Here is a 20,345-nt window from a genome sequence, read left to right as displayed (position 1 = left end):
GAGTCCCCTGGGCTACAAAAGCAGTAAACTATCCTCATTTTGATGCCCAGGGGCTACAAACATGACCACGCTTGGCGATGTGGCAGAGATGCTTCGGTCAGCCCGCAAGGAAAGCGGCCTGACCCAGGAAGAAATGGCTCGGCGCGCCGATATCGCCCGGACGACCGTCGCGCGCATGGAAAACCTGGCCCGCAATGACATGAGCGTTTCCGCGCTCGTCCGCTTGCTCGAAGCAGCCGGCTACGACCTGAAAGTCGTCAAGGCCGGTCATCAGCGTACCTTGGACGACATCCTGGCTGAACAGCGGCGCGGGGAATGACCATGAAACTGGACGTGCACGTTCTCGGGCGCCACGTCGCCAAGCTCTACCGCGCGGGTGACGAGTACGTTCTCAAGTATCAGCCCGGCACACCCGACGACGCGTTCGTCAGTCTGGCCATGCCCGTGCGCGAAGAGGGCTGGCGCTGGCCGCGCGACCTTCATCCATTCTTTCGCCAGAACCTGCCGGAAGGACACTTGCTGGGCGTCATCCGAGAACTGTTCGGCCCCCTTATGGATGGCACGGACCTGTCTTTGCTTGCCGTTGTCGGGGCAGCGGGCATTGGGCGCGTGGCGGTTACGGCGGAAGGTGCCGCACCGGGCATGGCGCTGCCGCCGCTGAGTATTGAAGACCTGTTGACGGCAGAGAACACGGCGCCACGTTTCGAAGAACTGGTACGCGAATACGCGCGTAGCGCCATTTCGGGGGTCGTGCCGAAGTTTCTGGCGCCCGGCGCCAAAGGCGGAGTCGGGCCCGATACCGTGAAAGCCACGCTTCGCACCACGCAACACATCATCAAGGGATCGGATGAGCGAACCCCTTATCTGGGGTTCAACGAATTTTTCACCCTTCGCGTCCTTCGACGCTTGAACGTCGTGCCTGTTGTCACTGCGCAGATGTCGGCGGATGGCCGGGTGCTGGTGGTCGACCGCTACGATGTCGACGCGACAGGTCAGCCGGCGTTTGGCGTGGAAGATGCTTGCAGCCTGCTCGGTTTGCCGCCTCATGAGAAATACAGCGCGACAACGGAACGTGTGTACAAGGCCACCCGAGACTACTTTCCACCGGCGGCGCTACGTGCGCAGAACCTGCACTATGCGTGGCATCTGCTCGCGAACTATGTGGTCCGTAACGCGGATTGCCATGCCAAGAACATCGCGCTGTATTACACGTCACGCGCCGATGTGGCTTACACGCCGATCTATGACGTCGTCACCACCCAGGCCTATCCCCAGTTCAGCAACAGCGCCCCTGCGCTATCTGTCGACGGGCGCAAGACGTGGGCGCCGGGAAACACGCTGGCCAGGTTCATGCTGGCCCGGCTAGGCATCGCTTCCAGGCAGTACCACGCCATGGTCGAACAACTATGTGAATCGGCAGTGGAGGTGGGCTATGAAGTCATCGAAGCGGCAAAGAACGAGCCGCAATGGCGTTGGATCGCCAAGCAAATGGTGCACGCCTGGAACGACGGCATGTGCGCATTGCGCAGTCCAAAGCTCGGTCGACAATATCGTGGCCTTGAAGACGCGATCGCCAATGCCGGCTATGAGGCCGCGGACACACCGTTAAATACCGCGCGGGTCATCGGACGGTCCGACGGGCTGGCCGCGCCACGGCGGGCGTAGCCGCCCCCCTCAAATTTCATCAATCGCCGTACTTGCCGTTGTTCCCGCCGGGGCTTCCCCCGCGCCGATGGCGTAGCGGTCGCGGGTGGTGACGTAGAAGCTGGCGCCGAAGCGGCCTACCGGGAAGTAGTCTTGCAGGCGCACGCGCCAGGTGTCCGTGTCGATCAGGCCGTCGCGGGCGTGCAGCCAGCGGACCTGGCCGATGAAGATCTGGCGGCTGGCGGTTTCCATGGTTTCGTACAGCGTGCATTCGAAGGCGACGGGCGCCTGCACGATGCGCGGCGGCTTGACGTGGTGGCTGGGCGCGGCGTCCAGGCCCGCGTGGGCAAGCTCGCTGACGTCGGCGGGCAGGCGGTCGCCGCAGCGGTGCATTTTTTCGGCCATGGCTTCGTCGGTCAGGTGCACCACAAATTCCTTGTCGCGGGCGATGTTGCGCGCCGTGTCCTTCAGGCCGCCGTCTTCCAGCCGGTTGATGCTGACCATGACGATGGGCGGATCTTCGCCCAGCATGTTGAACATGCTGAACGGCGCGGCGTTGACCACGCCGGTTTCCGACAAGGTGGTGATCAGCGCAATCGGCCGGGGCACGATCAGGCTGGCCATCAGCTTGTAGCGCTGGTATTCGGTGATAGCGTCGAAGTCGATTTCCATATCAGGCCAGTCCCAGCATCTGGGCAAGGGTTTGCGCGGGCTGCGGGCGCTCAAGGCTGATGCGCCGCTCCAGGTCCGCCAGGTGGTTGTCGTTGATCTTCACGGCCTCGGCCACGTCGCCGCGTTCCATCAGGTCCACGATCAGCACGTGTTCGCCGTGTTCGCACGCGGCATTGCCGGGCGGTTCGTACAGGGCCACGATGAGCGAGCAGCGCGACACCAGTTCCGCCAGGTAGCCGTGCAGGATGGCGTTGCCGGAAAGCTCGCCCAGGCGCACGTGAAAAGCGCTGGCCTGGCGTGCCCAGGCGGGCTGGCCGGCGCGGTGCAAGAGCGCGTGCTCATCGCGCAGCTGCTTGCGCAGCGATGCGTAGTCGGCCTTGGTGGCGCGCGCGACGGCAAGCGGCAACAGCGCGGCCTCCAGCGCGCGGCGCGCCTGAAAGATCTGGCGCGTGTCTTCGGGTGTGGGCTCGGCCACCACGGCGCCCCGGTTGTGGTGCAGGTCCACCACATGCTCGTGCGCCAACCGCTGCAAGGCCTTGCGCGCCACCGAGCGCGACACGCCGAACAATTCGCAGATGGCCGCTTCGGGCAGCTTCGTGCCGGGCGTCAGCCGCTGGCTCATCACACTTTCATAGACGGCTTCGCAGATGCGGCGCTCCATGTCGCTGTCGGGCGCTCCTTCGGGAACGACGGCACCTGGGTCGGGCGTGGCGCCGATGTTGTCATGGGCGGCGGGCTTGGCGCGGGGTTTGGCGGATGGTCGGGTTGGCATGCTGGACTCGGGCAATGGACTCGGGCAATGAAAGGGCAAGACGGGCAAGACAGGCGGACGGACAAGCGGACGGAGAAGCGGGGCGAGGGATGGCGCAATCGGTGGCCGCTCTTGATGGCTGCTCTGGATGGCTGCTCAAAGCGCCGCGATCACCCCCGGTGGCAGGCCGTCCACATGGCGGCAGATTTCACCGGGCGTGGTGAACCAGATCTCTCCGCGATCGCGCGCGGCGGCCAGCGGTTCCAGTGCCCGCCGCAGATGACGCAAGCGGTACGGCTGCCCGACGATATAGGGATGCAGCGCAATGCCCATCACGAGCGGCTGGCGGGCGGACTGTGCGCGCATCTCTTCGAACTGGTCAAGAATCATATCGGCAAAGTCGCGCGCGTCCATCTTGCGGCCCATGATCATCGGGATGTCGTTGAGCTCTTGCGGATAAGGAATGGCCCACAGGTCGCCCGCGCGGGTGCGCATGCGCATGGGCTGATCGTCATGGCACCAGTTCAATGTATAGCGATAGCCGGCCTCGGCCAGCAGGTCGGGCGTGGCGTGGCTTTCGGATATCCACGGCGACAACCAGCCCGCCGGTGCCTGCCCGACATGCTGCTCGATGCGATCGCGGCAATGCGCCAGCAGCGCGCTTTCCTCGTCTTCCGGCAAGCCGCCCTGGCGATGCGCGTTGCTGTAGCCGTGGCCGATCAGTTCGTCGCCGCGCGCGCGAAACGCCTCGACCAGTTCGGGGCAATGGTCATACAGCGCGGTGTTGATCAGCACGCCGGCCGGCAAGCGCAGTTGGTCGAACAGATCCAGGCAGCGCCACGCGCCGACGCGGTTGCCGTATTCACGCCAGGCGTAGTTCAGCACGTCAGGATGCGGTGACGCGGGCCCCAATTCGGCTCCAAGCCCCTCGCCAAATGCAAAGTGTTCGATGTTGAAGCCCAGGTACACGGCCAGCCGCGCGCCGTTCGGCCAGGTGTAGTCGGGCCGGTCCGCGATGCCCTGATAGGCGAAACGGCCATGGCAGGCCAACGCGGCGGGCGTCCACGCATTGGCGTCGTCACGCCCCGGATTAGTGCTTGCGAGCAAGGTTGGATTCATTTTGGTGCAAATCCTGATGCATGATTGTTAACAAAATTTCAGAAGCTTTGGAAACAAAACTCGGCTTTGACGCAGACAAACCACGTTCAAAGACGCTGCTTGCCCCTCGTGGCGCAGTGATCAACACCCCAGGCGACCAGGTCGGCACAGATGGCATGGATCTTGCATGGGCTACGCAAGCAGCACTTATCCCCATGCAAGATCCGTTCCACTTTTTCAGGAGTGCCCCGATGGTCCCGACCCGCCGTTCCTTCCTGCTTCGCGCCACCGCCGCCGCCCTCTTCACGGCCGGCCTCGCCCTGCAACCGGCGCTTGCCGCCGACCCCATCAAGATCGGCCTGATCACCGCGCTGTCGGGTGAATCGGCGCGCGCCGGCGAAGCGCTCACGCGTGGCATGACCATCGCCATCGACGAGATCAACGCCAAGGGCGGCTTGCTGGGCGGACGCCAGATCGTGCTGGTGCGGCGCGATGACGAAGGCAATCCCGCCAAGGGCATGGCCGCCGCGCGCGAGCTGATCTTCAAGGAAAAGGTAGCCGTGCTGTTTGGCGGCCTGGACACGCCGGTGTCGATGGCCATCGTGCCCATCGTGAATCAGGAAAAGGTGCCGTTCATGGGCCCGTGGGCCGCCGGCACCGCCATCACGCAGAACAAGGGCAACCCGAACTTTGTGTTCCGCGTGTCGGCCATGGACGAAATCGTCGACAGCGCCATGCTCCAGTACGCGCAAAAGACCTTCCAGACGGCCAACCCCGGCCTGATCCTGGTGAACAACCCGTGGGGCGAATCGAATGAAAAAGGCCTGAACGCGGCCATGGCCGCCGCCAAGGTCACGCCGGCCGGCACTGAAAAATTCCAGCCGAACGATCTGGACGTCGTGCCGCAACTGAGCCGTCTGAAGGCCGCAGGCGCCGACACGCTGTTCCTGGTGGGCAACGTGGGCCCGTCGGCGCAAGTGGTGAAGTCGCTGGACCGCATGGGCTGGAAGGTGCCCATCGTGTCGCACTGGGGCCCGGCCGGTGGCCGCTTCACGGAGTTGGCCGGCCCCAACGCCAAGAACGTGCACTTCGTGCAGACCTACAGCTTCTTTGGCAAGCAAGGGCCGGTGGGCGACAAGGTGATGCAGGCGCTCAAGACCAAGTATTCCGACATCAAGGGCCCGCAGGACATCACCCCCGCCGTGGGCGTGGCCAACGCGTACGACGGCATGCAGCTGGCGGCGCTGGCGATTGCGCAGGCCGGCTCCACCGATGGCGATGCCGTCCGCCAGGGCTTCTACAAGATCGGCAAGTACGACGGCCTGATCAAGACCTACGAACAACCCTTCACGCCGACCTCGCACGACGCGCTGCGCGAGGACGACTACGTGTGGACGCAGTTCATCGACAACCGCATCCTGCCCGTCAAGGGCACGCAATAAAGCGGCGCGGCACGGCATCGCCGGCCGCCACGCAAACCAGCACTTGAATCACGCGGGAGACGCGCATGTTGTTGATGTCCGCCATAGTCAGCGGCCTGGGTCTGGGAAGCATGTATGGGCTGATGGCCCTGGGCTTCTACCTGACCTACGCCGTGTCGGGGACGGTGAATTTCGCCCAGGGCAGTTCCATGATGTTGGGCGCCGTGCTGACCTATACCTTTGCGCAGACACTGGGCTGGCCGCTTGCGCCCGCGCTGTTGGTGGCGCTGGCCTTGTGCGGCGTGTATGGCCTGGTGGTCGAACGCCTGGCGGTGCGGCCGTTCGCCAGCCGGGGTTCCAACGCGTGGCTGATGTCGACGGTGGCGCTGGGCATCGTGCTGGACAACGTGGTGATGTTCACCTTCGGCAAAGAGCCGCGCAGCCTGCCGTCTCCGCTGGCCCAGGCCCCGCTTGAAATCGGTGGCCTGGGGCTGGGCATCTATCCGCTGCAATTGCTGATCCCGCTGGTTGGGCTGGCGCTGGCGGCCGCGCTACATACGCTGTCGCGTCGCACGCGCTGGGGCGTGGCATTGCTGGCCGTGGTGCAGAACCCGAACGCCGCGCGCCTGATGGGCATCCCGGTGCGCCACGCCATCATGGCCGCGTTTGCCGTGTCCACGCTGTTCGCGGGCGTGGCCGGCGCACTGGTCGCGCCGCTGTTCAACGTGCAGGCGGACATGGGCACGCTGTTCGGGCTGAAGGCGTATGTGGTCGCCATCCTGGGCGGCATCACCAGCGCCTGGGGCGTGATGATCGCGGGCCTGTTGTTCGGCGTGGTCGAAGCGCTGATCACCGTGGCGCTGGGCTCCGGATACACCCAGATCATCAGCTTCACGCTGGTGATCGTCATGCTGGCCGTGCGTCCCAACGGACTCTTCGGCCGCGCCGATGTCAGGAAGGTCTGATGAATAAGCAACTTGCATCGCGCTGGCTACCGCTGGCGCTGTACGCCGCGCTGGCCGTGGTGGCGCTGGCGCTGGCGGCCACCGTCAACGGCTACTACGTCTTCGTGCTGGGCAACGTGGCGCTGCTGGCGCTGGCCGGCATCGGCCTGAACGTATTGCTGGGCCTGACCGGCCAGATGTCATTCGGACACGCGGGCTTTTATGCCATCGGCGCCTACACCGTGGCCATCCTGACCGGCCAGGCGGGCTGGAGCTTCTGGTTGGCGTGGCCGGCCGCAGCGCTCGTGGCGGGCGCCTTTGGCCTGCTGCTGGCGCTGCCGGCGCTGCGCGTCAAAGGGCCGTACCTGGCAATGATCACCATCGCCTTCGGCTTCATCGTGGAACACGCGCTGATCGAAGGCGGCGACATCACGGGTGGGCAGAACGGATTGATGGGCATCGTGCAGCCCTCGCTTGCCGGTATCGGTGGCGACCGGGGCGTGGCGATGTTGGCCATCGTTGCCGTCTTCGTGGCGTTGGCGGCTTATGCGCTGCTATCGCGCGGGACTTGGGGCGCGGCGATGCGGGCCGTCAAGGACAGCGAGACGGCCAGCGAATCCATCGGCATCAACCCCTTGATGGTCAAGACCGTGGCGTTCATGGTGTCGGCCGCGGTGGTCGGCCTGGCGGGCGGGCTGGTTGCGCCGCAAGCCGGCATGATTACGCCGCACAACTTCAACTTCATGCAGTCGATCCTGTTCGTGCTGGCGGTAACGCTGGGCGGCGCGGGCTCGTTGGCCGGCCCCTTGTTGGGCGCGGTGGTGGTGGGCCTGCTGCCCGAACTGCTGTCCAGCCTGGAGGAATACCGGCTGCTGTTCTTCGGCGCGTTCCTGTTGGTGGTGTTGTGGGCCGCGCCGGATGGCGTCGCGGGCTTGCTGTCACGCTGGCGGCGGCGCGCGGCGAACCACGCGCTGGCGCCGCGCCAAGGTGGCGGCATGGCGGCCGCCGCGCGCGACCGGCGCGTGTTGCGCGCCGACGCGCTGACCATGACTTTTGGCGGCGTGCGCGCGGTGCAGTCCGTGTCGTTCGACGTACCTCCCGCTGCCGTCACCGCGTTGATCGGGCCCAACGGCGCGGGCAAGTCCACCGTCATCAACATGCTTAGCGGCTACTACCAACCGACCAGCGGCGCGGTGTCGCTAGGCGATGCGCCGCTGGCCGCGCTGCCCGCCTACCGCGTGGCGCGCAGCGGCATTGCGCGCACCTACCAGACGTCACAGCTGTTCGACACGTTGACGGTGGAAGACAACGTGGCGCTGGGCATGGTGCGCGGCCGGCTGGGCGGTTTGCTGGCCTCGCGCCGCTACCTGGCGGCCGACGTGCGCCAACGCGCCCGCGCGCTGCTGGCCTTCTGCGGCTACGAGGGCGCGCTGGATGTGCCCGCCGCCGACCTGCCGCACGTGGACCGGCGGCTGGTCGAAATTGCGCGCGCGCTGGCCACCGACGCCGACATCCTGTTGATGGACGAGCCCGCTGCCGGCCTGTCGCGCGAAGACAAGACGCGCCTGGCGAGTCTGCTGCGACGCATCGCCGATGCGGGCGCCGGCGTGCTGCTGGTGGAACACGACATGGCGCTGGTGATGGGCGTGTCCGATCACATCGTGGCGATCGACGCCGGCCGTGAACTGGCCAAGGGCAACCCCGCGCAGATCCAGCAGTCGCCAGCCGTTCGTCAGGCGTATCTGGGTGATGAAAACGCCCGGCGCGCGCCCGCCGCCCGGCAGCGGCCGGCCGGCGCCGCCATCGGGCCCGAAGTGCTGGGGGTGGGAAATCTGGTCACCGGCTACGGCGCCAACCCCGTGCTGCACGGCATCGACCTGCAAGTGCGGCAAGGCGAGATGGTGGCCTTGCTGGGTGCAAACGGCGCCGGCAAATCCACGCTGATGCGCACGCTGGCCGGGCTGCATCGGCCCGCCGAGGGCGGCATGCACCTGCAAGGCACCGAACTGAACGGCCTGGCCGCCGACCGCATCGTTGCGCGCGGGCTGGTGTTGGTGCCGGAGGGGCGGCAGGTGTTTCCCGGCCTGAGCGTGCTGGACAACATCCGGCTGGGCGCCTTCCTGCATCCGCAAGACCGCGAGGCGCGCGTCGAAGAAATGCTGACGCGCTTTCCGCGCCTGCGCGAACGCCTGCACCAACGCGCCGGCCTGTTGTCAGGCGGCGAACAACAGATGCTGGCGATTGCGCGCGGCTTGATGTCCAAGCCCGTGATCCTGCTGCTGGACGAACCATCGCTGGGCCTGGCGCCCAAGATCATCGACGAACTGTTCGAAGCGCTGGACCGCCTGCGCGCGGAATCCATGACGATTCTGCTGGTGGACCAGATGGCGGCGCTGGCGCTGTCATTGGCCGACCGGGCCTATGTGCTGGAATCGGGACGCGTGGCGGCGCATGGCACGGCAGCGGAAATTGCACAGGACGGCGCGCTGGCACGCGCGTATCTGGGCGCATAGCGGCGCATCAGGCCGCTTGTCGCACCGCCACGCTGCCCGGGTCCCAGCGGCGGCCAGGCACGGCGGCAAGCAGCGCTTGCGTGTACGGATGCGCGGGGTGTCTGAAGACGTCCGCGTAGCCCCCCTCCTCCACGATCTTTCCGTCTTTCATGACGGCCACGTGATCACAGACCTGCGCCGCCACCCGCAGATCGTGCGTAATGAATACGATGGACAAGCCCAGTTGCTCGCGCAGCCGCGCCAGCAACGCCAGCACTTGCGCCTGCACCGACACGTCCAGCGCCGAGACGGGTTCGTCCGCGATCAGCACGCGCGGCCGCATCGCCAGGGCGCGCGCCAAGCCCACGCGCTGCCGCTGTCCGCCCGAAAATTCGTGCGGATAGCGCTTAACCGCATCCGCCGACAGGCCGACCAGCTCAAATAGCTCTTGCGCCAGCGCCCACGCCTCGCGCCGGGGCATGCCGTGCACCATCGGGCCTTGCGCCACGATTTCACCCACGCGCTGGCGCGGGTTCAACGACCCATACGGATCCTGAAACACCATCTGCACGCGCCTGGCATGCGCGCGGCGCGCGGTGGCTCCCTTGAACGCCAGCGGCTCGCCCGCCAGCACGATGCTGCCCGCATTGGGCGCCTGCAAGCCCAGCAGCGTGCGCGCCAGCGTGGACTTGCCCGATCCGCTTTCGCCGACGATGCCCAGCGTCTGGCCCTCTCGCAGCGTCAGGCCGACGTTGTCCAGCGCATGCGTCACGCGGTCCGGACGCCAGAACGCGCCGCGCTTGCGATACGTCTTGGACAGCGCCCGGGTCTGCAAGATGACCGGCGCATCGGCGTCCAGCGTCGCGCGCACGGCGGCCGGTTCCAACGGCGGCACCGCTGCAATCAGCGCGCGCGTGTACGGGTGCTGCGGGCGCTCCAGGACCTGCTCAGCGGAACCGCATTCGACCAACACCCCCTGCTGCATCACCGCCACCCGATCCGCAATCTCGGCGACCACGCCGAAGTCATGCGTGATGAACAATACCGCCGTGCCTTTGCGCCGTTGCAGGTCGTGTATCAAGTGCAGTATCTGCGACTGCGTGGTGACGTCCAGCGCGGTCGTCGGTTCATCCGCGATAAGCAGCGCCGGCTCCAGGGCAAGAGCCATGGCGATCATCGCGCGCTGGCGCTGGCCACCAGACAGTTCATGCGGATAGGCATGTACGGCCTGCTTGGGATTCGGCAGGCGGACCGACTCGAGCAGGTCCAGCGTGCGCCGCGCGATTTCAGCGTTCGGCAGACGGGTGTGGGTGCGAAAGACCTCGCCTATCTGATCGCCGATGGTGCGCAGCGGATTCAAAGCCGTCATGGGCTCTTGGAAGATCATGCCAATACGCCGGCCGCGCAAACGGCGCAAGGCCTCGGGCGACATTTGCAGCAGGTCCTGGCCTTCCCAATGAATCTGTCCGCCGCTGGCCCGCACGCCCTGCGGCAACAGGCCCAGGATGGCGCCCGCCGTTAACGATTTTCCGGACCCGCTTTCGCCCACCACGCACACGATCTCGCCCGCCTTCACGCTAAGCGTCAGGTCTTTCAATGCGTGTGCCCGGTCGGCGCCCGGCGGAAGGTCCACCGTCAAATTCTGGATGTGAAGCAATTGGGTCATGTTGGTTCAAGCCTTGCGCCGCCTAGGTAGACCCGCACAGGCATGCCGGGCTTGCAAGGCGACGTGATGGTTCTGCCGGGGGGAAGCCGCCGATAGTAGGCCCGCGCCACACGCACGGCGAAATGCTGATTTCTCATTTGTTCATATTGGATCAGGCACGCAGCCCGTCGTACGCGACATGAAATGAAAACCAGATATCCACATGCGAATTCAATCGTTCAAGCGCGCCGCCACGTGCGACAGACTTCAGGTCTTCCCAACGCGAATCCAGGAATTCCATGTCTCTTCCCTCAGTCACCGGCCTAGACCACTACATCATCCGGGTCAACGATCTGCAGGCGGCGACGGACCGCTACGTGAAGCTGGGATTCAGCCTGGCCCCGCAAGGCAGGCACCATCGCGGCACGCGCAACCAGACCATCATTCTTGATGCGAACTATCTGGAACTCCTTTATTTCCCAGAAGAACTGAAAGCCGAGTCGCGCTTCAGCGGTTACGACGATGCCTACGAAGGCCCCGTCGCCACCGCGCTGCAAACCACCGACAGCACGGCCGTGCACCAGGAACTGGCGCGGTTGGGCATCAGCGCCGACGATCCGCAAAGCGGCGGACGCCCCGTGCATCTGCCCGAAGGCAGTGAAGACGCGGCGTGGATCAACACGAATTTTCCGGCCGGCCTGTTGGGCGTGCCCGACTTCTTCACGTGCGGCCACTTGACGCGCCACCTGGTGTATCGCCCGCAATGGCAGGACCACGCCAATGGCGCTCGGCGCATCGAATCGCTGGTCGCCGTGCACCCCGATCCCGCCGCTTTGCGTGCGGGTTATGAGCGCGTGTTCGGCGCCATTGCCATCAGCGCGCTGCCCGACAACGGCCTGCAAGTGCGTCGCGGCAGCCTGCGCATCGACTTCCTCAGCCCTGCCGCGTTTGAACAGCGTTACCCCCGCGTTCGCATTCCGGCCGGCTTGCCGGCATCGGCGGGCGGCGGCTGGTTTGCCGGATCGGTCATCGGTGTGCGCGACCTGGCAAAAACGCGCGTGCTGTTCGACGCCAATCAAGTGAACTATCGCGCCAACGCCCAAGGCGAACTGGTGGTGCCGCCCGAGGCAGGCGCGGGTGCGCTGCAAGTTTTTGTGCAAGAGGCGGCCTGACATGAGCGACGCCCTGCCCGATTATTGGGACTGCTTCAGCACCGACTACGCGGCGGCGCGCGACGCCTTTGTGGCAATAGCCCAAGCGCGTGGCGCGGTGCTGTCCCGCCATGAACATCCCACATTGAAAGACCCACACGGCCGCGCGCTGAGCGTGGATGTGGCCGTGCTGGGCCGCGTCGACGCGCCCCGCACGCATCTGGCGATCAGCGGCACGCACGGGCTGGAAGGCGCGGCGGGCTCCGCCGTGCAGATCGGCTGGCTGCGCGCCGATGGCGGCACGCCCTTGCCGGACGACGTCAACGTCGTGCTGGTGCACGCGTTGAACCCGTACGGCTACGCATATGACTCGCGCACGACTGAAAACAACGTCGACCTGAATCGCAACTTCATTGACCACACGCGCCCCACGCCGGCCAACCCGCACTACGCCACGCTGCATCCGCACCTGATCCCGGCCGCCTGGACGGAATCCAGCCTGGCGGCCGGCGCGCGCGAGGTCGAAAAATTTGGCGCGACCCACGGCGCCGACGTGCTGTTCAACACAACGGCAAGCGGCCAGTACACCCATCCGGACGGCCTGGTCTACGGCGGCAGCGGCCCCGAATGGTCCAACCGCATCTTGCGCCGCATCGTCGACGAACATCTGGCCGCCAGCCAACGCGTGTCGTTTATCGACTGGCACACCGGCATCGGTGAATACGGGGAACCGTTCTTCCTGTGCTTCAACGACGAAGGCAGCGCAGAACAGGCGCAGGCCGCCCAATGGTGGGGCGCCGAACGCGTGCGCGACCAGCGCCCGCATGGCCTGGCGCGACCCGACTACCAGGGCCTGGTGTTTCGCGGCGTGCAGCAGGCGTTGGGCAGCCGCCCCCTGGCAGGCGCCGTCGTGGAGTTCGGCACGCGCGGCTTGCAGATGCGGGCCGCGCTCAGGCTGGACCAGTGGCTGCGTTTCAAGGCCCCGCTGGCACCCGACGCCGCGCGCGACAAGCAGTTGCGCGCCGACCTGGTCGACGCCTTCGTGCCGATATCCAGCGTGTGGCGGCGCAGCGCCCTTGCCCATGGCCTTGCCATCACCCGCCAGGCGATTGCCGGCGTGGCGTCCTGGTAAGCCCGCGTCCTATTTGTTCCTATTTCTTCCTATTTTTTCCTATTCCTTTTTCCCTCAAGCATTCATGAAAGCAATCGTATTGCGTGAACACGGCGGCAACGACAAGCTCCGCCTGGAAACCGAATTCCCTGACCCCGTCGCCGGGCCGGATGACGTCGTCATTCGTGTGCGTGCGTCATCATTGAACTACCACGACGTATTCACGCGCCGTGGCATGCCCGGCATCAAGTTGCCCTTTCCCGTGATCATCGGCCTGGACGTGGCCGGCGAGGTCGTGCAGACCGGCCAAAACGTCCACGACTGGAAAGCCGGCGACCGCGTGCTGGTGGACCCGATCGACCGTGTGGACGGCGGGCTGGTGGGCGAGACCATCCATGGCGGTCTGGCCGAGCTTTGCCGCGTACCCGCGCACCAGCTGATTCGGCTGCCCGACGAGGTCAGCTTCGAACAGGCCGCGGCGTTGCCGGTGGCCTATGGCACCGCGCTGCGCATGATGAACCGCATCGGTCAGATCCAGGCTGGCGAAAAAGTCCTGATCCTGGGTGCCAGCGGCGGTGTGGGCGTATGTGCGGTGCAATTGGCCAAGCTGGCTGGCGCCGAAGTCATCGCTTGCGTGGGCACGCCGGAAAAAGGCGAGGCACTGCGCGCGCTGGGCGCCGACCACATCATCCTGTACACCGAGGAAGACTTCCTGAAGGCCGTGCAGGAACGCTTTGGCCGCCCTGCCCGCCGTCGCGGCGCCAAGTCGGGCGGCGTGGATGTCGTGGTGAATTTCACCGGTGGCGACACGTGGGTCAAATCGTTGCGCTGCCTGCGCCTGGGCGGCCGCCTGCTGACCTGCGGCGCCACGGCGGGGTTCGACCCCAAGGAAGACCTGCGATACATCTGGACGTTCGAACTTCAGATACGCGGCTCGAACGGCTGGGACCGCGACGACCTGCATGAGCTGCTGGAGCTGGTGCGCAGCGGCAGGCTGCACGTGCAGGTGGACCGTACCTGGCCGCTGGCGCAAGGCGCTCAGGCATTGGCATCGCTGGAAGATCGCAAGATCGTCGGCAAAGTGCTGGTGACTTCATGAGCGCGGTGCTGAACGCCAGCCAGATACAGGCCAAATTCGACGATTCGCCCTTCATCGCATGGCTGGGCCTGTCTGTCAGCGCCGTGGATCACGAGCGCGGCGAACTGACCGTGCTGGCGCCGATGCGGCCGGAGTTCGAACGGGGTGCCGCCAGCGGCCAATGGCATGGCGGGCCGTTGGCCGCCGTGATCGACACGGTGGGCGATTTTGCCGTCGGCATGCTGCTGGGCCGTGGCCTGCCCACCATCAACTTTCGCGTCGACTACCTGCGGCCCGCCATCAACACCGGCCTGACCGCCGTGGCGCGCGTGCGCCGCAATGGTCGCAGCGTCGGCGTGGCGGATGTGGACCTCTACAACGATCAGGGCGCGCTTGTCGCCATCGGCCGCGCTACCTACGCCACGCTCAGCCAAGGCTGACAGCGCGACACCATAAGGATGCCCATCATGACTCAAGCCCCGCGCCTCGGAAGGCGCGCCTTCCTGACCCGAACCGCCGCAAGCGGCCTGGCCACCAGCGCGCTGGGCGCGGTGCCGCGCACGCTGCTCGCCGCCACCGCCCAAGCGGGTACGGACGCCGGCCCGCCGCGCAAGGGTGGCACGCTGGTCGCGAGCTGGGGCGGCCTGGAGCCGCAAGCGTTGTTCGTGCCCGGCGGCGGCGGATCCAGCCCTTTTCAGACGTCCACCAAGATTCTGGAACGGCTGCTCAAGCTGGATGCCGACTTGAAATTCCAACCGGCGTTGGCGCTAAGCGTGACCCCGGCGGCGGACTTTCGCAGCTACACCATCAAGCTGCGCGAAGGGGTCACCTGGCATGACGGCACGCCCTTCACATCCGCCGACGTCGTCTACAACGTGTTGCAGCACTGGAAGCCGATTTCCGCCGGCATCGCGCTGAAGTCGTTGACGGACGCCACTGCCCCGGACGCGCACACGGTTGTGCTGACGTTCAACGCACCGGTGCCGGAGTTCTTTTTGAAGTCCACGTTGTCCGGCCAGTATCAGTTGCTGGTTCCCAAGCATTTGTATGATGGCAAGGACCTGATCACCAATCCGCTGAACAACACGCCCATTGGCACGGGCCCATGGAAATACGGCAAATGGGTGCGCGGCAGTCACGTGGAATACCTGCGCAACGACAAGTATTGGAAGCCGGGCGAACCCAATCTGGACAAGCTGATCATCCGCTGGTGGTCCGACCCGGCCTCGCGCGGCGCGGCGTTGGAAACAGGCGAGCTGGGCCTGGCCTATTCCAACCCGGTGCCGGCGCGCGACATCGACCGCCTGGTCAAAACCGGCAAGGTCGTGGTGGACACGCGGGGCTACCAGAACACCGCGTGGACCGTCACGGTGGAATTCAATCAGCGCCGCGACATCGTCAACCGACGCGACGTCCGCCAGGCCATTCTTCATGCCATCGATCGACAGTTCATCGTCGACACGATCTACTACGGCCGAGGCAAACCCGCCATCGCCCCCGTCTTCAGCAGCAACCCGCTGTTCTACACCGAGGACGTGCCGCGCTACCCCTTCGATCCGAAGAAGGCCGCCGCCTTGCTGGACGCGGCGGGCCTGCCCGTCAAGGATGGCAAGCGCTTCACCGTGAACCTGGTGGCAGCCGCGTGGTTTGAAGAGAATGCCAAGCTGGGCCAGTACCTGAAGCAGGCGCTTGAAGACGTGGGTATTGCCGTGAAGCTGGATTCGGTGGACCGCGCCACGGCGCTCAAGCGCATTTATGGCGATTACGACTACGACATCGCGGTGGCCAACTTCACGTCGCCGCTGGAATTGGTGCCGACCGTGACGCAGTTCTTCACCACCGACGGCATCGTGAAAGGGGCCGCCTTCCGCAACGCCACGGGTTATTCGAACCCCGAGATGGACGCCCTGGTGGCCAAGCTGGCGGTCGAGACCGCGCCCGAGGCCCGCAAGGCGCTGGCCGCGCAATTCGCGCGCCTGGCATCGACCGACGTGCCGCTTGTGCCGCTGGTGGAAATCCAGTCGTTCACGCTGGCCGGCAAGAACGTACGCAACTTCACCACCGGCGCCAACGTCCAGGGCGAAACCCTGGCCGACGTCTGGCTGCAAGCGTAAGAGGCCCGCCATGCCCGTGCGTCTGATCTTGCGCCGCCTGCTCCAGGCCGTACCGCTGCTGCTGGGCGTGGTGGTGCTTAACTTCGCCCTGATCCAATCCGTGCCCGGCACGTTTCTGGACGTGATGACGGCCGAGCAGCAGGTCACCGACCCGGCGCTGATCGAGCGGCTGCGCGTGACGTACGGACTGGACCAGCCGCCGACGGTGCAATTGCTGAAATACATCGGATCGGTTGCCAGCCTGGACTTCGGCTACTCGTACCGGCATAACTTGCCAGTGCTTGATGTGATCCTGGCGCACCTGCCGGCCACGCTGGTGCTGATGCTGGCCAGCATCGCCATCGCCGTGCTGGTGGGCATGGCGGCGGGCATCGTGTCCGCCATCAAGGTCAACACGTGGTGGGACAGTGCGGTCTCGGCGTTTGCCGTGCTGTGCTTTGCCGCGCCCAGTTTCTGGCTGGGCATCATGTTGATCATTCTGTTTTCCGTGAAGCTGGGCTGGTTTCCCGTGGGCGGCATGGTCACCATAGGCTTGGATGGCGGATGGTGGACGCAGGCGCTCGATGTGCTGCACCACCTGGCGTTGCCGGCCATTGCGCTGGGCCTGTTCTATTCGGCGGCGTATGCGCGCGTGATGCGGGCATCGATGCTGGAAGTCAGCCGCATGGACTACGTGCGCACCGCCCATGCCAAGGGCCTGACGCGTACGGCCGTGGTGCTTCGACACATTCTGCGCAACGCGATGCTGCCCATCGTTACGCTGCTGGGCCTGCAACTGGGTGCGGTGCTGGGCGGCAGCATCGTGGTCGAAGCTGTATTCAGTTGGCCGGGCATCGGCGGCGTGCTGTTCGACAGCGTCATGAGCCGGAACTACCCGGTGGTGCTGGGCATTCTGGTGCTCAGTTCCTTCGTGGTGGTGGTTGCCAACATCATCGTCGACCTGCTTTACACGCGGATGGATCCGCGCATCAAGGCTGCCTGATATGTCCACATCCCCTGCATTTTCCGCCGTGCCCGCTACCCGGCTTGCGCCCCCGCCCGCATCGTTCGCCGCACGATTCGTGCGCAACCGCGGCGCGGTGGCCGGCGCGATCGTCTTGCTGCTGGTGGCACTGCTGGCCGCCGGCGCCGGCTGGCTGTTTCCGACCAATCCGCTGCGCATTGTGGGCGCGCCCGAGATCTGGCCTTTTGAATCCTGGCGTTACCCCCTGGGCACGGATTCGATGGGACGCGACATTGCCGCCCTGATCGCGCACGGCGCGCGCGCCACGCTGTTGATCGGTCTGGTCGCGGCCGCCGCCGCCACGCTGATCGGCGTGAGCATCGGCGCGGCGGCCGCCTGGTTCGGCGGCTGGGTCGACGAAGCCCTGATGCGCGTCACCGAGCTGTTCCAGATCATTCCGAACGTGGTTTTCGTGCTGACGGTGGTATCGATTCTGGGACCGCATATCGAAGCCATCACGCTGGCGGTCGGGCTGGTGTCCTGGCCGCCCATTGCCCGGCTGACGCGTGCCGAATTCCTGTCATTCAAAGAGCGGGAATTCGTGCAGGCGTGCCGCGCGGTCGGCATGAACCCGTTGCGCATCGTGGCCGGCGAGATCCTGCCCAACGCGCTGCCCCCCGTCATCGTCATGTCTTCGCTGGTTGTGGCGGGCGCCATTCTGTATGAATCGGTCGTGTCGTTCCTGGGGCTGGGCGACCCCAACGTCGCCAGCTGGGGCCGGCTGGTCGGCGAAGGCCGCAGCCTGATCCGATCTTCCTGGTACATCTGCGCCGTGCCGGGCGTGGCCATCATGCTTGCCGTGCTGTCGCTGAACCTGGTTGGCGACGGCCTGAACGACGCGCTCAACCCCAAGCTGCATAAGCAGTAAGCCCCCACCGCCGGAACATTTTCATGACGCATACCCTGAACAATCTGGGCGACCTGACGGACCCGAGCGTGCCCGCCGATCTGCCCGCCATCGTAGACCTGCGCATCCCCGATGCCCCCGTCCATTACTCGCACGGGCAGATACGCGAACGCGCCTGCGGCGTGGCCGCATGGCTGACGGCACGCGGGCTGCCGGCGGGTTCGCGCATTGCCATCGCGGCGTTGAACCGCGCCGAATATCTGATTGCGTATTTCGGCATCATGCGCGCCGGCTTCGTGGCCGTGCCGATCAACATCAAGCAGACGCAAGAGAACATCGATTACGTCATCCGTGACGCGGACATCGCGCTGGCGTTCGTCGATACCGCACGCCGCGCATCGTTCGAGAACACCGTGCCCGTACTGGACTTCGACGACCCGGGGCCAGAGGGCTTTTCCGCGCAGATTCAGCCCGCGCACTTTGCCAGCGTGACGCCCGCTTCCGAAGACGTCGCGCAAATGCTTTACACGTCCGGTTCCACCGGCAAGCCCAAGGGCGTGCCGCTGACGCACGCGGGGCAGTTATGGGCGCTTGCCGCCACCTCGGGCGCTGCGCCCCGACGCGAGCGTCAAGAGCGCTATCTTCTGGCACAACCCCTGTTTCACATGAATGGGCTCTTCATGGCCAAGCGCGCGTTCGCCAGCAACAGCCTGCTGGTGATCCAGCCCGCGTTCGACGTCAGCGCCTATGCCGACGCGCTGGAACGCTATCGCATCACCGTGCTGACAGCCGTGCCGACGATGTTCGCGCGGCTGGTCAAAGAGCCCGGCTTGCTGCGTGACCGCGACTTGTCGGCCCTGGGGCGCGTCATGCTGGGTTCCGCGCCCATGACCGTCGCGCTTTATCAGCGCATACAACAAGCGTTGCCGCAGGCCACCATCACGCATGGCTACGGCACCACGGAAGCCGGACCGGCCGTGTTCGGCCCGCATCCCGCCGGCCTGCCCACGCCGCCGCTATCGGTGGGGCACCCCCTGGACCCGTCGCAAGTGCGGTTGGCGGACGGCCCGAGCGCCGATGAGGGCGTGCTGCTGATGAACAACCCGGCCGTGTTGTCCGGCTATCACAACCTGCCTGAAAAAAGTGCGCAGGTGCTGCAAGACGGTTGGTATTACAGCGGCGACGTCATGCGCCGCGACGCGGACGGCTTCTATTATTTTGTCGGGCGCGCGGACGACATGTTCGTATGCGGCGGCGAGAACATCTATCCCGTTGAAGTGGAAAAGCTGCTTGAGTTGCATCCCGATGTGCGCCAAAGCTGCGTGGTGCCGCTGGCCGACGAAGAACGCGGCCAGATCCCGGTCGCCTTTGTCGTGCGCCGCGACGGCAGCGCGTTGGATGCCGACGGCCTGAAGCAACATGCCCTGGCCAATGGGCCCGCCTATCAACACCCGCGCCGCATCCGATTCGTCAGCGAATTGCCGTGGGCCGGCACCAACAAGGTGGATCGCAACGCCTTGCTGTTGCAGGCGCGCCAGCTGGAAGCGCATCAGGCATGGACAAGCTACGAAACGGAGGCCGCATGAGCCAGAACCGGAGCCAGAACCAAACCCCGGACAGTCTTGTCGGCAAGACAGCGTTGGTCACGGGCGCCAGCCGTGGCATTGGCCGCGCCATTGCGTTGGCGCTGGGCAAGCGCGGCGCGCATGTTGCCGTCCACTACAACGCCGCGGGCGACGCTGCGATTGAAGTCGCCGGCCTGATCCAGCGCGAAGGCGGCCACGCGTGGACGCTGCAAGCCGATCTGTCCCAGGCGGACGGGGCCGCCACGCTGGCGCGCGAGCTGCGCCGCACTTTGCTGGAACGCAATGGCGTGGATGGGCTGGACATTCTGGTGAACAATGCGGGCGTGGGGCTGCGCGCGCTGCTTGCAGATGTCACGCCGCAAGACTTCGACCGCGTGCTGCAAGTGAATCTGAAGTCGCCCTTTTTTTTGATCCAGCAGACCCTGCCGTTCCTGCGCGGCAACGGCCGCATCATCAATATTTCGTCGATGGGCACGCGGGCTGCCTACCCGGAAATGAGCGTCTATGCGCCTGCCAAGGCGGGGCTTGAAGCGTTGAGCCTGCTGCTGGCCCAGCAGTTGGGCGAGCGCGGCATTACGGTGAACGCGGTTTTGCCCGGCGCCACCAGCACGGACTTGAACCCACGTGCACGCGACCCGGAGCTTAGCCGCGTCATCGCCAAGAGCGTAGCGCTGGGCCGCGTGGGTCAACCCGAGGATATCGCCGACATCGTTGCTTTCCTGGCGTCGGATCAAGGGCGCTGGATCACTGGCCAACGCATCGACGCCACCGGCGGGCAGCGGCTGTAA

19 protein-coding genes are annotated in these 20,345 nt (G+C 65.7%); 14 read left to right on the top strand and 5 right to left on the bottom strand.

What is annotated here, in order from left to right; all coding sequences use genetic code 11:
* The first annotated feature begins 61 nt into the window (after positions 1–61).
* Together YH64_RS03935 and YH64_RS03930 are read left to right on the top strand one after the other, a co-directional pair.
* Positions 62–319, top strand: a complete 258-nt coding sequence (locus YH64_RS03935) for a helix-turn-helix transcriptional regulator (RefSeq protein ID WP_046803012.1) — start codon at positions 62–64, stop codon at positions 317–319.
* A 2-nt stretch (positions 320–321) separates the two neighbouring features.
* Complete coding sequence (locus YH64_RS03930; RefSeq protein ID WP_046803137.1) at positions 322–1,665, top strand: type II toxin-antitoxin system HipA family toxin; 1,344 nt, start codon at positions 322–324, stop codon at positions 1,663–1,665.
* A gap of 9 nt (positions 1,666–1,674) precedes the next feature.
* Here YH64_RS03930 and YH64_RS03925 read toward each other — a convergent pair whose 3' ends face one another.
* The 3 genes from YH64_RS03925 to YH64_RS03915 all read right to left on the bottom strand — a co-directional run bounded on the left by YH64_RS03925 (position 1,675) and on the right by YH64_RS03915 (position 4,186).
* Positions 1,675–2,316 carry a flavin reductase family protein gene (locus YH64_RS03925; protein WP_046803011.1) on the bottom strand — a complete coding sequence of 214 codons (642 nt, stop codon included), beginning with the start codon at positions 2,314–2,316 and terminating at the stop codon, positions 1,675–1,677.
* Between the two features lies 1 nt (position 2,317).
* Positions 2,318–3,088: a GntR family transcriptional regulator gene (locus tag YH64_RS03920; protein ID WP_046803010.1), complete on the bottom strand. Its 771-nt coding sequence runs from the start codon at positions 3,086–3,088 to the stop codon at positions 2,318–2,320.
* 135 nt (positions 3,089–3,223) lie between these two features.
* Positions 3,224–4,186: a polysaccharide deacetylase family protein gene (locus YH64_RS03915; protein WP_185975329.1), complete on the bottom strand. Its 963-nt coding sequence runs from the start codon at positions 4,184–4,186 to the stop codon at positions 3,224–3,226.
* A 230-nt stretch (positions 4,187–4,416) separates the two neighbouring features.
* Between YH64_RS03915 and YH64_RS03910 the strand changes: the two genes are divergently transcribed.
* The 3 genes from YH64_RS03910 to YH64_RS03900 all read left to right on the top strand — a co-directional run bounded on the left by YH64_RS03910 (position 4,417) and on the right by YH64_RS03900 (position 9,043).
* Complete coding sequence (locus tag YH64_RS03910; RefSeq protein ID WP_046803009.1) at positions 4,417–5,607, top strand: ABC transporter substrate-binding protein; 1,191 nt, start codon at positions 4,417–4,419, stop codon at positions 5,605–5,607.
* A gap of 65 nt (positions 5,608–5,672) precedes the next feature.
* Positions 5,673–6,551: a branched-chain amino acid ABC transporter permease gene (locus YH64_RS03905; RefSeq protein WP_046803008.1), complete on the top strand. Its 879-nt coding sequence runs from the start codon at positions 5,673–5,675 to the stop codon at positions 6,549–6,551.
* Positions 6,551–9,043: a branched-chain amino acid ABC transporter ATP-binding protein/permease gene (locus YH64_RS03900; RefSeq protein ID WP_046803007.1), complete on the top strand. Its 2,493-nt coding sequence runs from the start codon at positions 6,551–6,553 to the stop codon at positions 9,041–9,043. The genes YH64_RS03905 and YH64_RS03900 overlap by 1 nt, the downstream gene beginning before the upstream one ends.
* Positions 9,044–9,050: 7 nt before the next feature.
* On the opposite strand, the gene YH64_RS03895 is transcribed toward YH64_RS03900, so the two are convergent.
* A complete protein-coding gene (locus tag YH64_RS03895) occupies positions 9,051–10,688 on the bottom strand; it encodes an ABC transporter ATP-binding protein (RefSeq protein WP_046803006.1) in 1,638 nt (545 codons plus the stop codon).
* A 151-nt stretch (positions 10,689–10,839) separates the two neighbouring features.
* The gene (locus tag YH64_RS30445; RefSeq protein WP_255444113.1) at positions 10,840–10,968 is read right to left on the bottom strand and encodes a hypothetical protein; all 129 of its coding nucleotides are present in this window, start codon (positions 10,966–10,968) and stop codon (positions 10,840–10,842) included.
* On the opposite strand from YH64_RS30445, the gene YH64_RS03890 reads away from it, so the two are divergent.
* The 9 genes from YH64_RS03890 to YH64_RS03850 all read left to right on the top strand — a co-directional run bounded on the left by YH64_RS03890 (position 10,967) and on the right by YH64_RS03850 (position 20,345).
* Positions 10,967–11,839, top strand: coding sequence for a VOC family protein (locus YH64_RS03890; RefSeq protein WP_046803005.1), 873 nt, complete (start codon positions 10,967–10,969; stop codon positions 11,837–11,839). The genes YH64_RS30445 and YH64_RS03890 overlap by 2 nt on opposite strands.
* A gap of 1 nt (position 11,840) precedes the next feature.
* A complete protein-coding gene (locus YH64_RS03885) occupies positions 11,841–12,950 on the top strand; it encodes a M14 family metallopeptidase (protein WP_046803004.1) in 1,110 nt (369 codons plus the stop codon).
* 64 nt (positions 12,951–13,014) lie between these two features.
* On the top strand, positions 13,015–14,028 hold the full coding sequence (locus YH64_RS03880) for a zinc-binding dehydrogenase (RefSeq protein ID WP_046803003.1): 1,014 nt from the start codon (positions 13,015–13,017) through the stop codon (positions 14,026–14,028).
* Positions 14,025–14,447: a PaaI family thioesterase gene (locus YH64_RS03875; RefSeq protein ID WP_046803002.1), complete on the top strand. Its 423-nt coding sequence runs from the start codon at positions 14,025–14,027 to the stop codon at positions 14,445–14,447. The genes YH64_RS03880 and YH64_RS03875 overlap by 4 nt, the downstream gene beginning before the upstream one ends.
* A gap of 27 nt (positions 14,448–14,474) precedes the next feature.
* Positions 14,475–16,121 carry an ABC transporter substrate-binding protein gene (locus tag YH64_RS03870; RefSeq protein ID WP_046803135.1) on the top strand — a complete coding sequence of 549 codons (1,647 nt, stop codon included), beginning with the start codon at positions 14,475–14,477 and terminating at the stop codon, positions 16,119–16,121.
* A gap of 10 nt (positions 16,122–16,131) precedes the next feature.
* On the top strand, positions 16,132–17,103 hold the full coding sequence (locus YH64_RS03865; RefSeq protein ID WP_046803001.1) for an ABC transporter permease: 972 nt from the start codon (positions 16,132–16,134) through the stop codon (positions 17,101–17,103).
* A 1-nt stretch (position 17,104) separates the two neighbouring features.
* Positions 17,105–17,992, top strand: coding sequence for an ABC transporter permease (locus tag YH64_RS03860; protein WP_046803000.1), 888 nt, complete (start codon positions 17,105–17,107; stop codon positions 17,990–17,992).
* A gap of 23 nt (positions 17,993–18,015) precedes the next feature.
* Entirely contained in the window at positions 18,016–19,557 is a 1,542-nt protein-coding gene (locus YH64_RS03855) for a class I adenylate-forming enzyme family protein (protein ID WP_046802999.1), read from the top strand.
* Positions 19,554–20,345: an SDR family oxidoreductase gene (locus tag YH64_RS03850; RefSeq protein ID WP_046802998.1), complete on the top strand. Its 792-nt coding sequence runs from the start codon at positions 19,554–19,556 to the stop codon at positions 20,343–20,345. Before YH64_RS03855 ends, YH64_RS03850 begins: the two co-directional genes overlap by 4 nt.

It is taken from the genome of Achromobacter sp. LC458 (genome assembly GCF_001005835.2).
In the GTDB taxonomy this organism is placed as follows: domain Bacteria; phylum Pseudomonadota; class Gammaproteobacteria; order Burkholderiales; family Burkholderiaceae_B; genus Achromobacter; species Achromobacter spanius_B.
The sequence above is the reverse complement of the archived record's forward strand: the minus strand, read 5'-3'. Positions and strand labels throughout refer to the sequence as shown.

Bases quoted from the DNA above. Each gene is read 5' to 3' on its own strand.
- YH64_RS03865 (WP_046803001.1), top strand. From the start codon at position 16,132: ATGCCCGTGCGTCTGATCTTGCGCCGCCTGCTCCAGGCCGTACCGCTG.
- YH64_RS03935 (WP_046803012.1), top strand. From the start codon at position 62: ATGACCACGCTTGGCGATGTGGCAGAGATGCTTCGGTCAGCCCGCAAG.
- YH64_RS03905 (WP_046803008.1), top strand. From the start codon at position 5,673: ATGTTGTTGATGTCCGCCATAGTCAGCGGCCTGGGTCTGGGAAGCATG.
- YH64_RS03900 (WP_046803007.1), top strand. From the start codon at position 6,551: ATGAATAAGCAACTTGCATCGCGCTGGCTACCGCTGGCGCTGTACGCC.
- YH64_RS03855 (WP_046802999.1), top strand. From the start codon at position 18,016: ATGACGCATACCCTGAACAATCTGGGCGACCTGACGGACCCGAGCGTG.
- YH64_RS30445 (WP_255444113.1), bottom strand. From the start codon at position 10,968: ATGGAATTCCTGGATTCGCGTTGGGAAGACCTGAAGTCTGTCGCACGT.
- YH64_RS03870 (WP_046803135.1), top strand. From the start codon at position 14,475: ATGACTCAAGCCCCGCGCCTCGGAAGGCGCGCCTTCCTGACCCGAACC.
- YH64_RS03850 (WP_046802998.1), top strand. From the start codon at position 19,554: ATGAGCCAGAACCGGAGCCAGAACCAAACCCCGGACAGTCTTGTCGGC.
- YH64_RS03890 (WP_046803005.1), top strand. From the start codon at position 10,967: ATGTCTCTTCCCTCAGTCACCGGCCTAGACCACTACATCATCCGGGTC.
- YH64_RS03895 (WP_046803006.1), bottom strand. From the start codon at position 10,688: ATGACCCAATTGCTTCACATCCAGAATTTGACGGTGGACCTTCCGCCG.
- YH64_RS03920 (WP_046803010.1), bottom strand. From the start codon at position 3,088: ATGCCAACCCGACCATCCGCCAAACCCCGCGCCAAGCCCGCCGCCCAT.
- YH64_RS03860 (WP_046803000.1), top strand. From the start codon at position 17,105: ATGTCCACATCCCCTGCATTTTCCGCCGTGCCCGCTACCCGGCTTGCG.
- YH64_RS03930 (WP_046803137.1), top strand. From the start codon at position 322: ATGAAACTGGACGTGCACGTTCTCGGGCGCCACGTCGCCAAGCTCTAC.
- YH64_RS03925 (WP_046803011.1), bottom strand. From the start codon at position 2,316: ATGGAAATCGACTTCGACGCTATCACCGAATACCAGCGCTACAAGCTG.
- YH64_RS03885 (WP_046803004.1), top strand. From the start codon at position 11,841: ATGAGCGACGCCCTGCCCGATTATTGGGACTGCTTCAGCACCGACTAC.
- YH64_RS03915 (WP_185975329.1), bottom strand. From the start codon at position 4,186: ATGAATCCAACCTTGCTCGCAAGCACTAATCCGGGGCGTGACGACGCC.
- YH64_RS03910 (WP_046803009.1), top strand. From the start codon at position 4,417: ATGGTCCCGACCCGCCGTTCCTTCCTGCTTCGCGCCACCGCCGCCGCC.
- YH64_RS03880 (WP_046803003.1), top strand. From the start codon at position 13,015: ATGAAAGCAATCGTATTGCGTGAACACGGCGGCAACGACAAGCTCCGC.
- YH64_RS03875 (WP_046803002.1), top strand. From the start codon at position 14,025: ATGAGCGCGGTGCTGAACGCCAGCCAGATACAGGCCAAATTCGACGAT.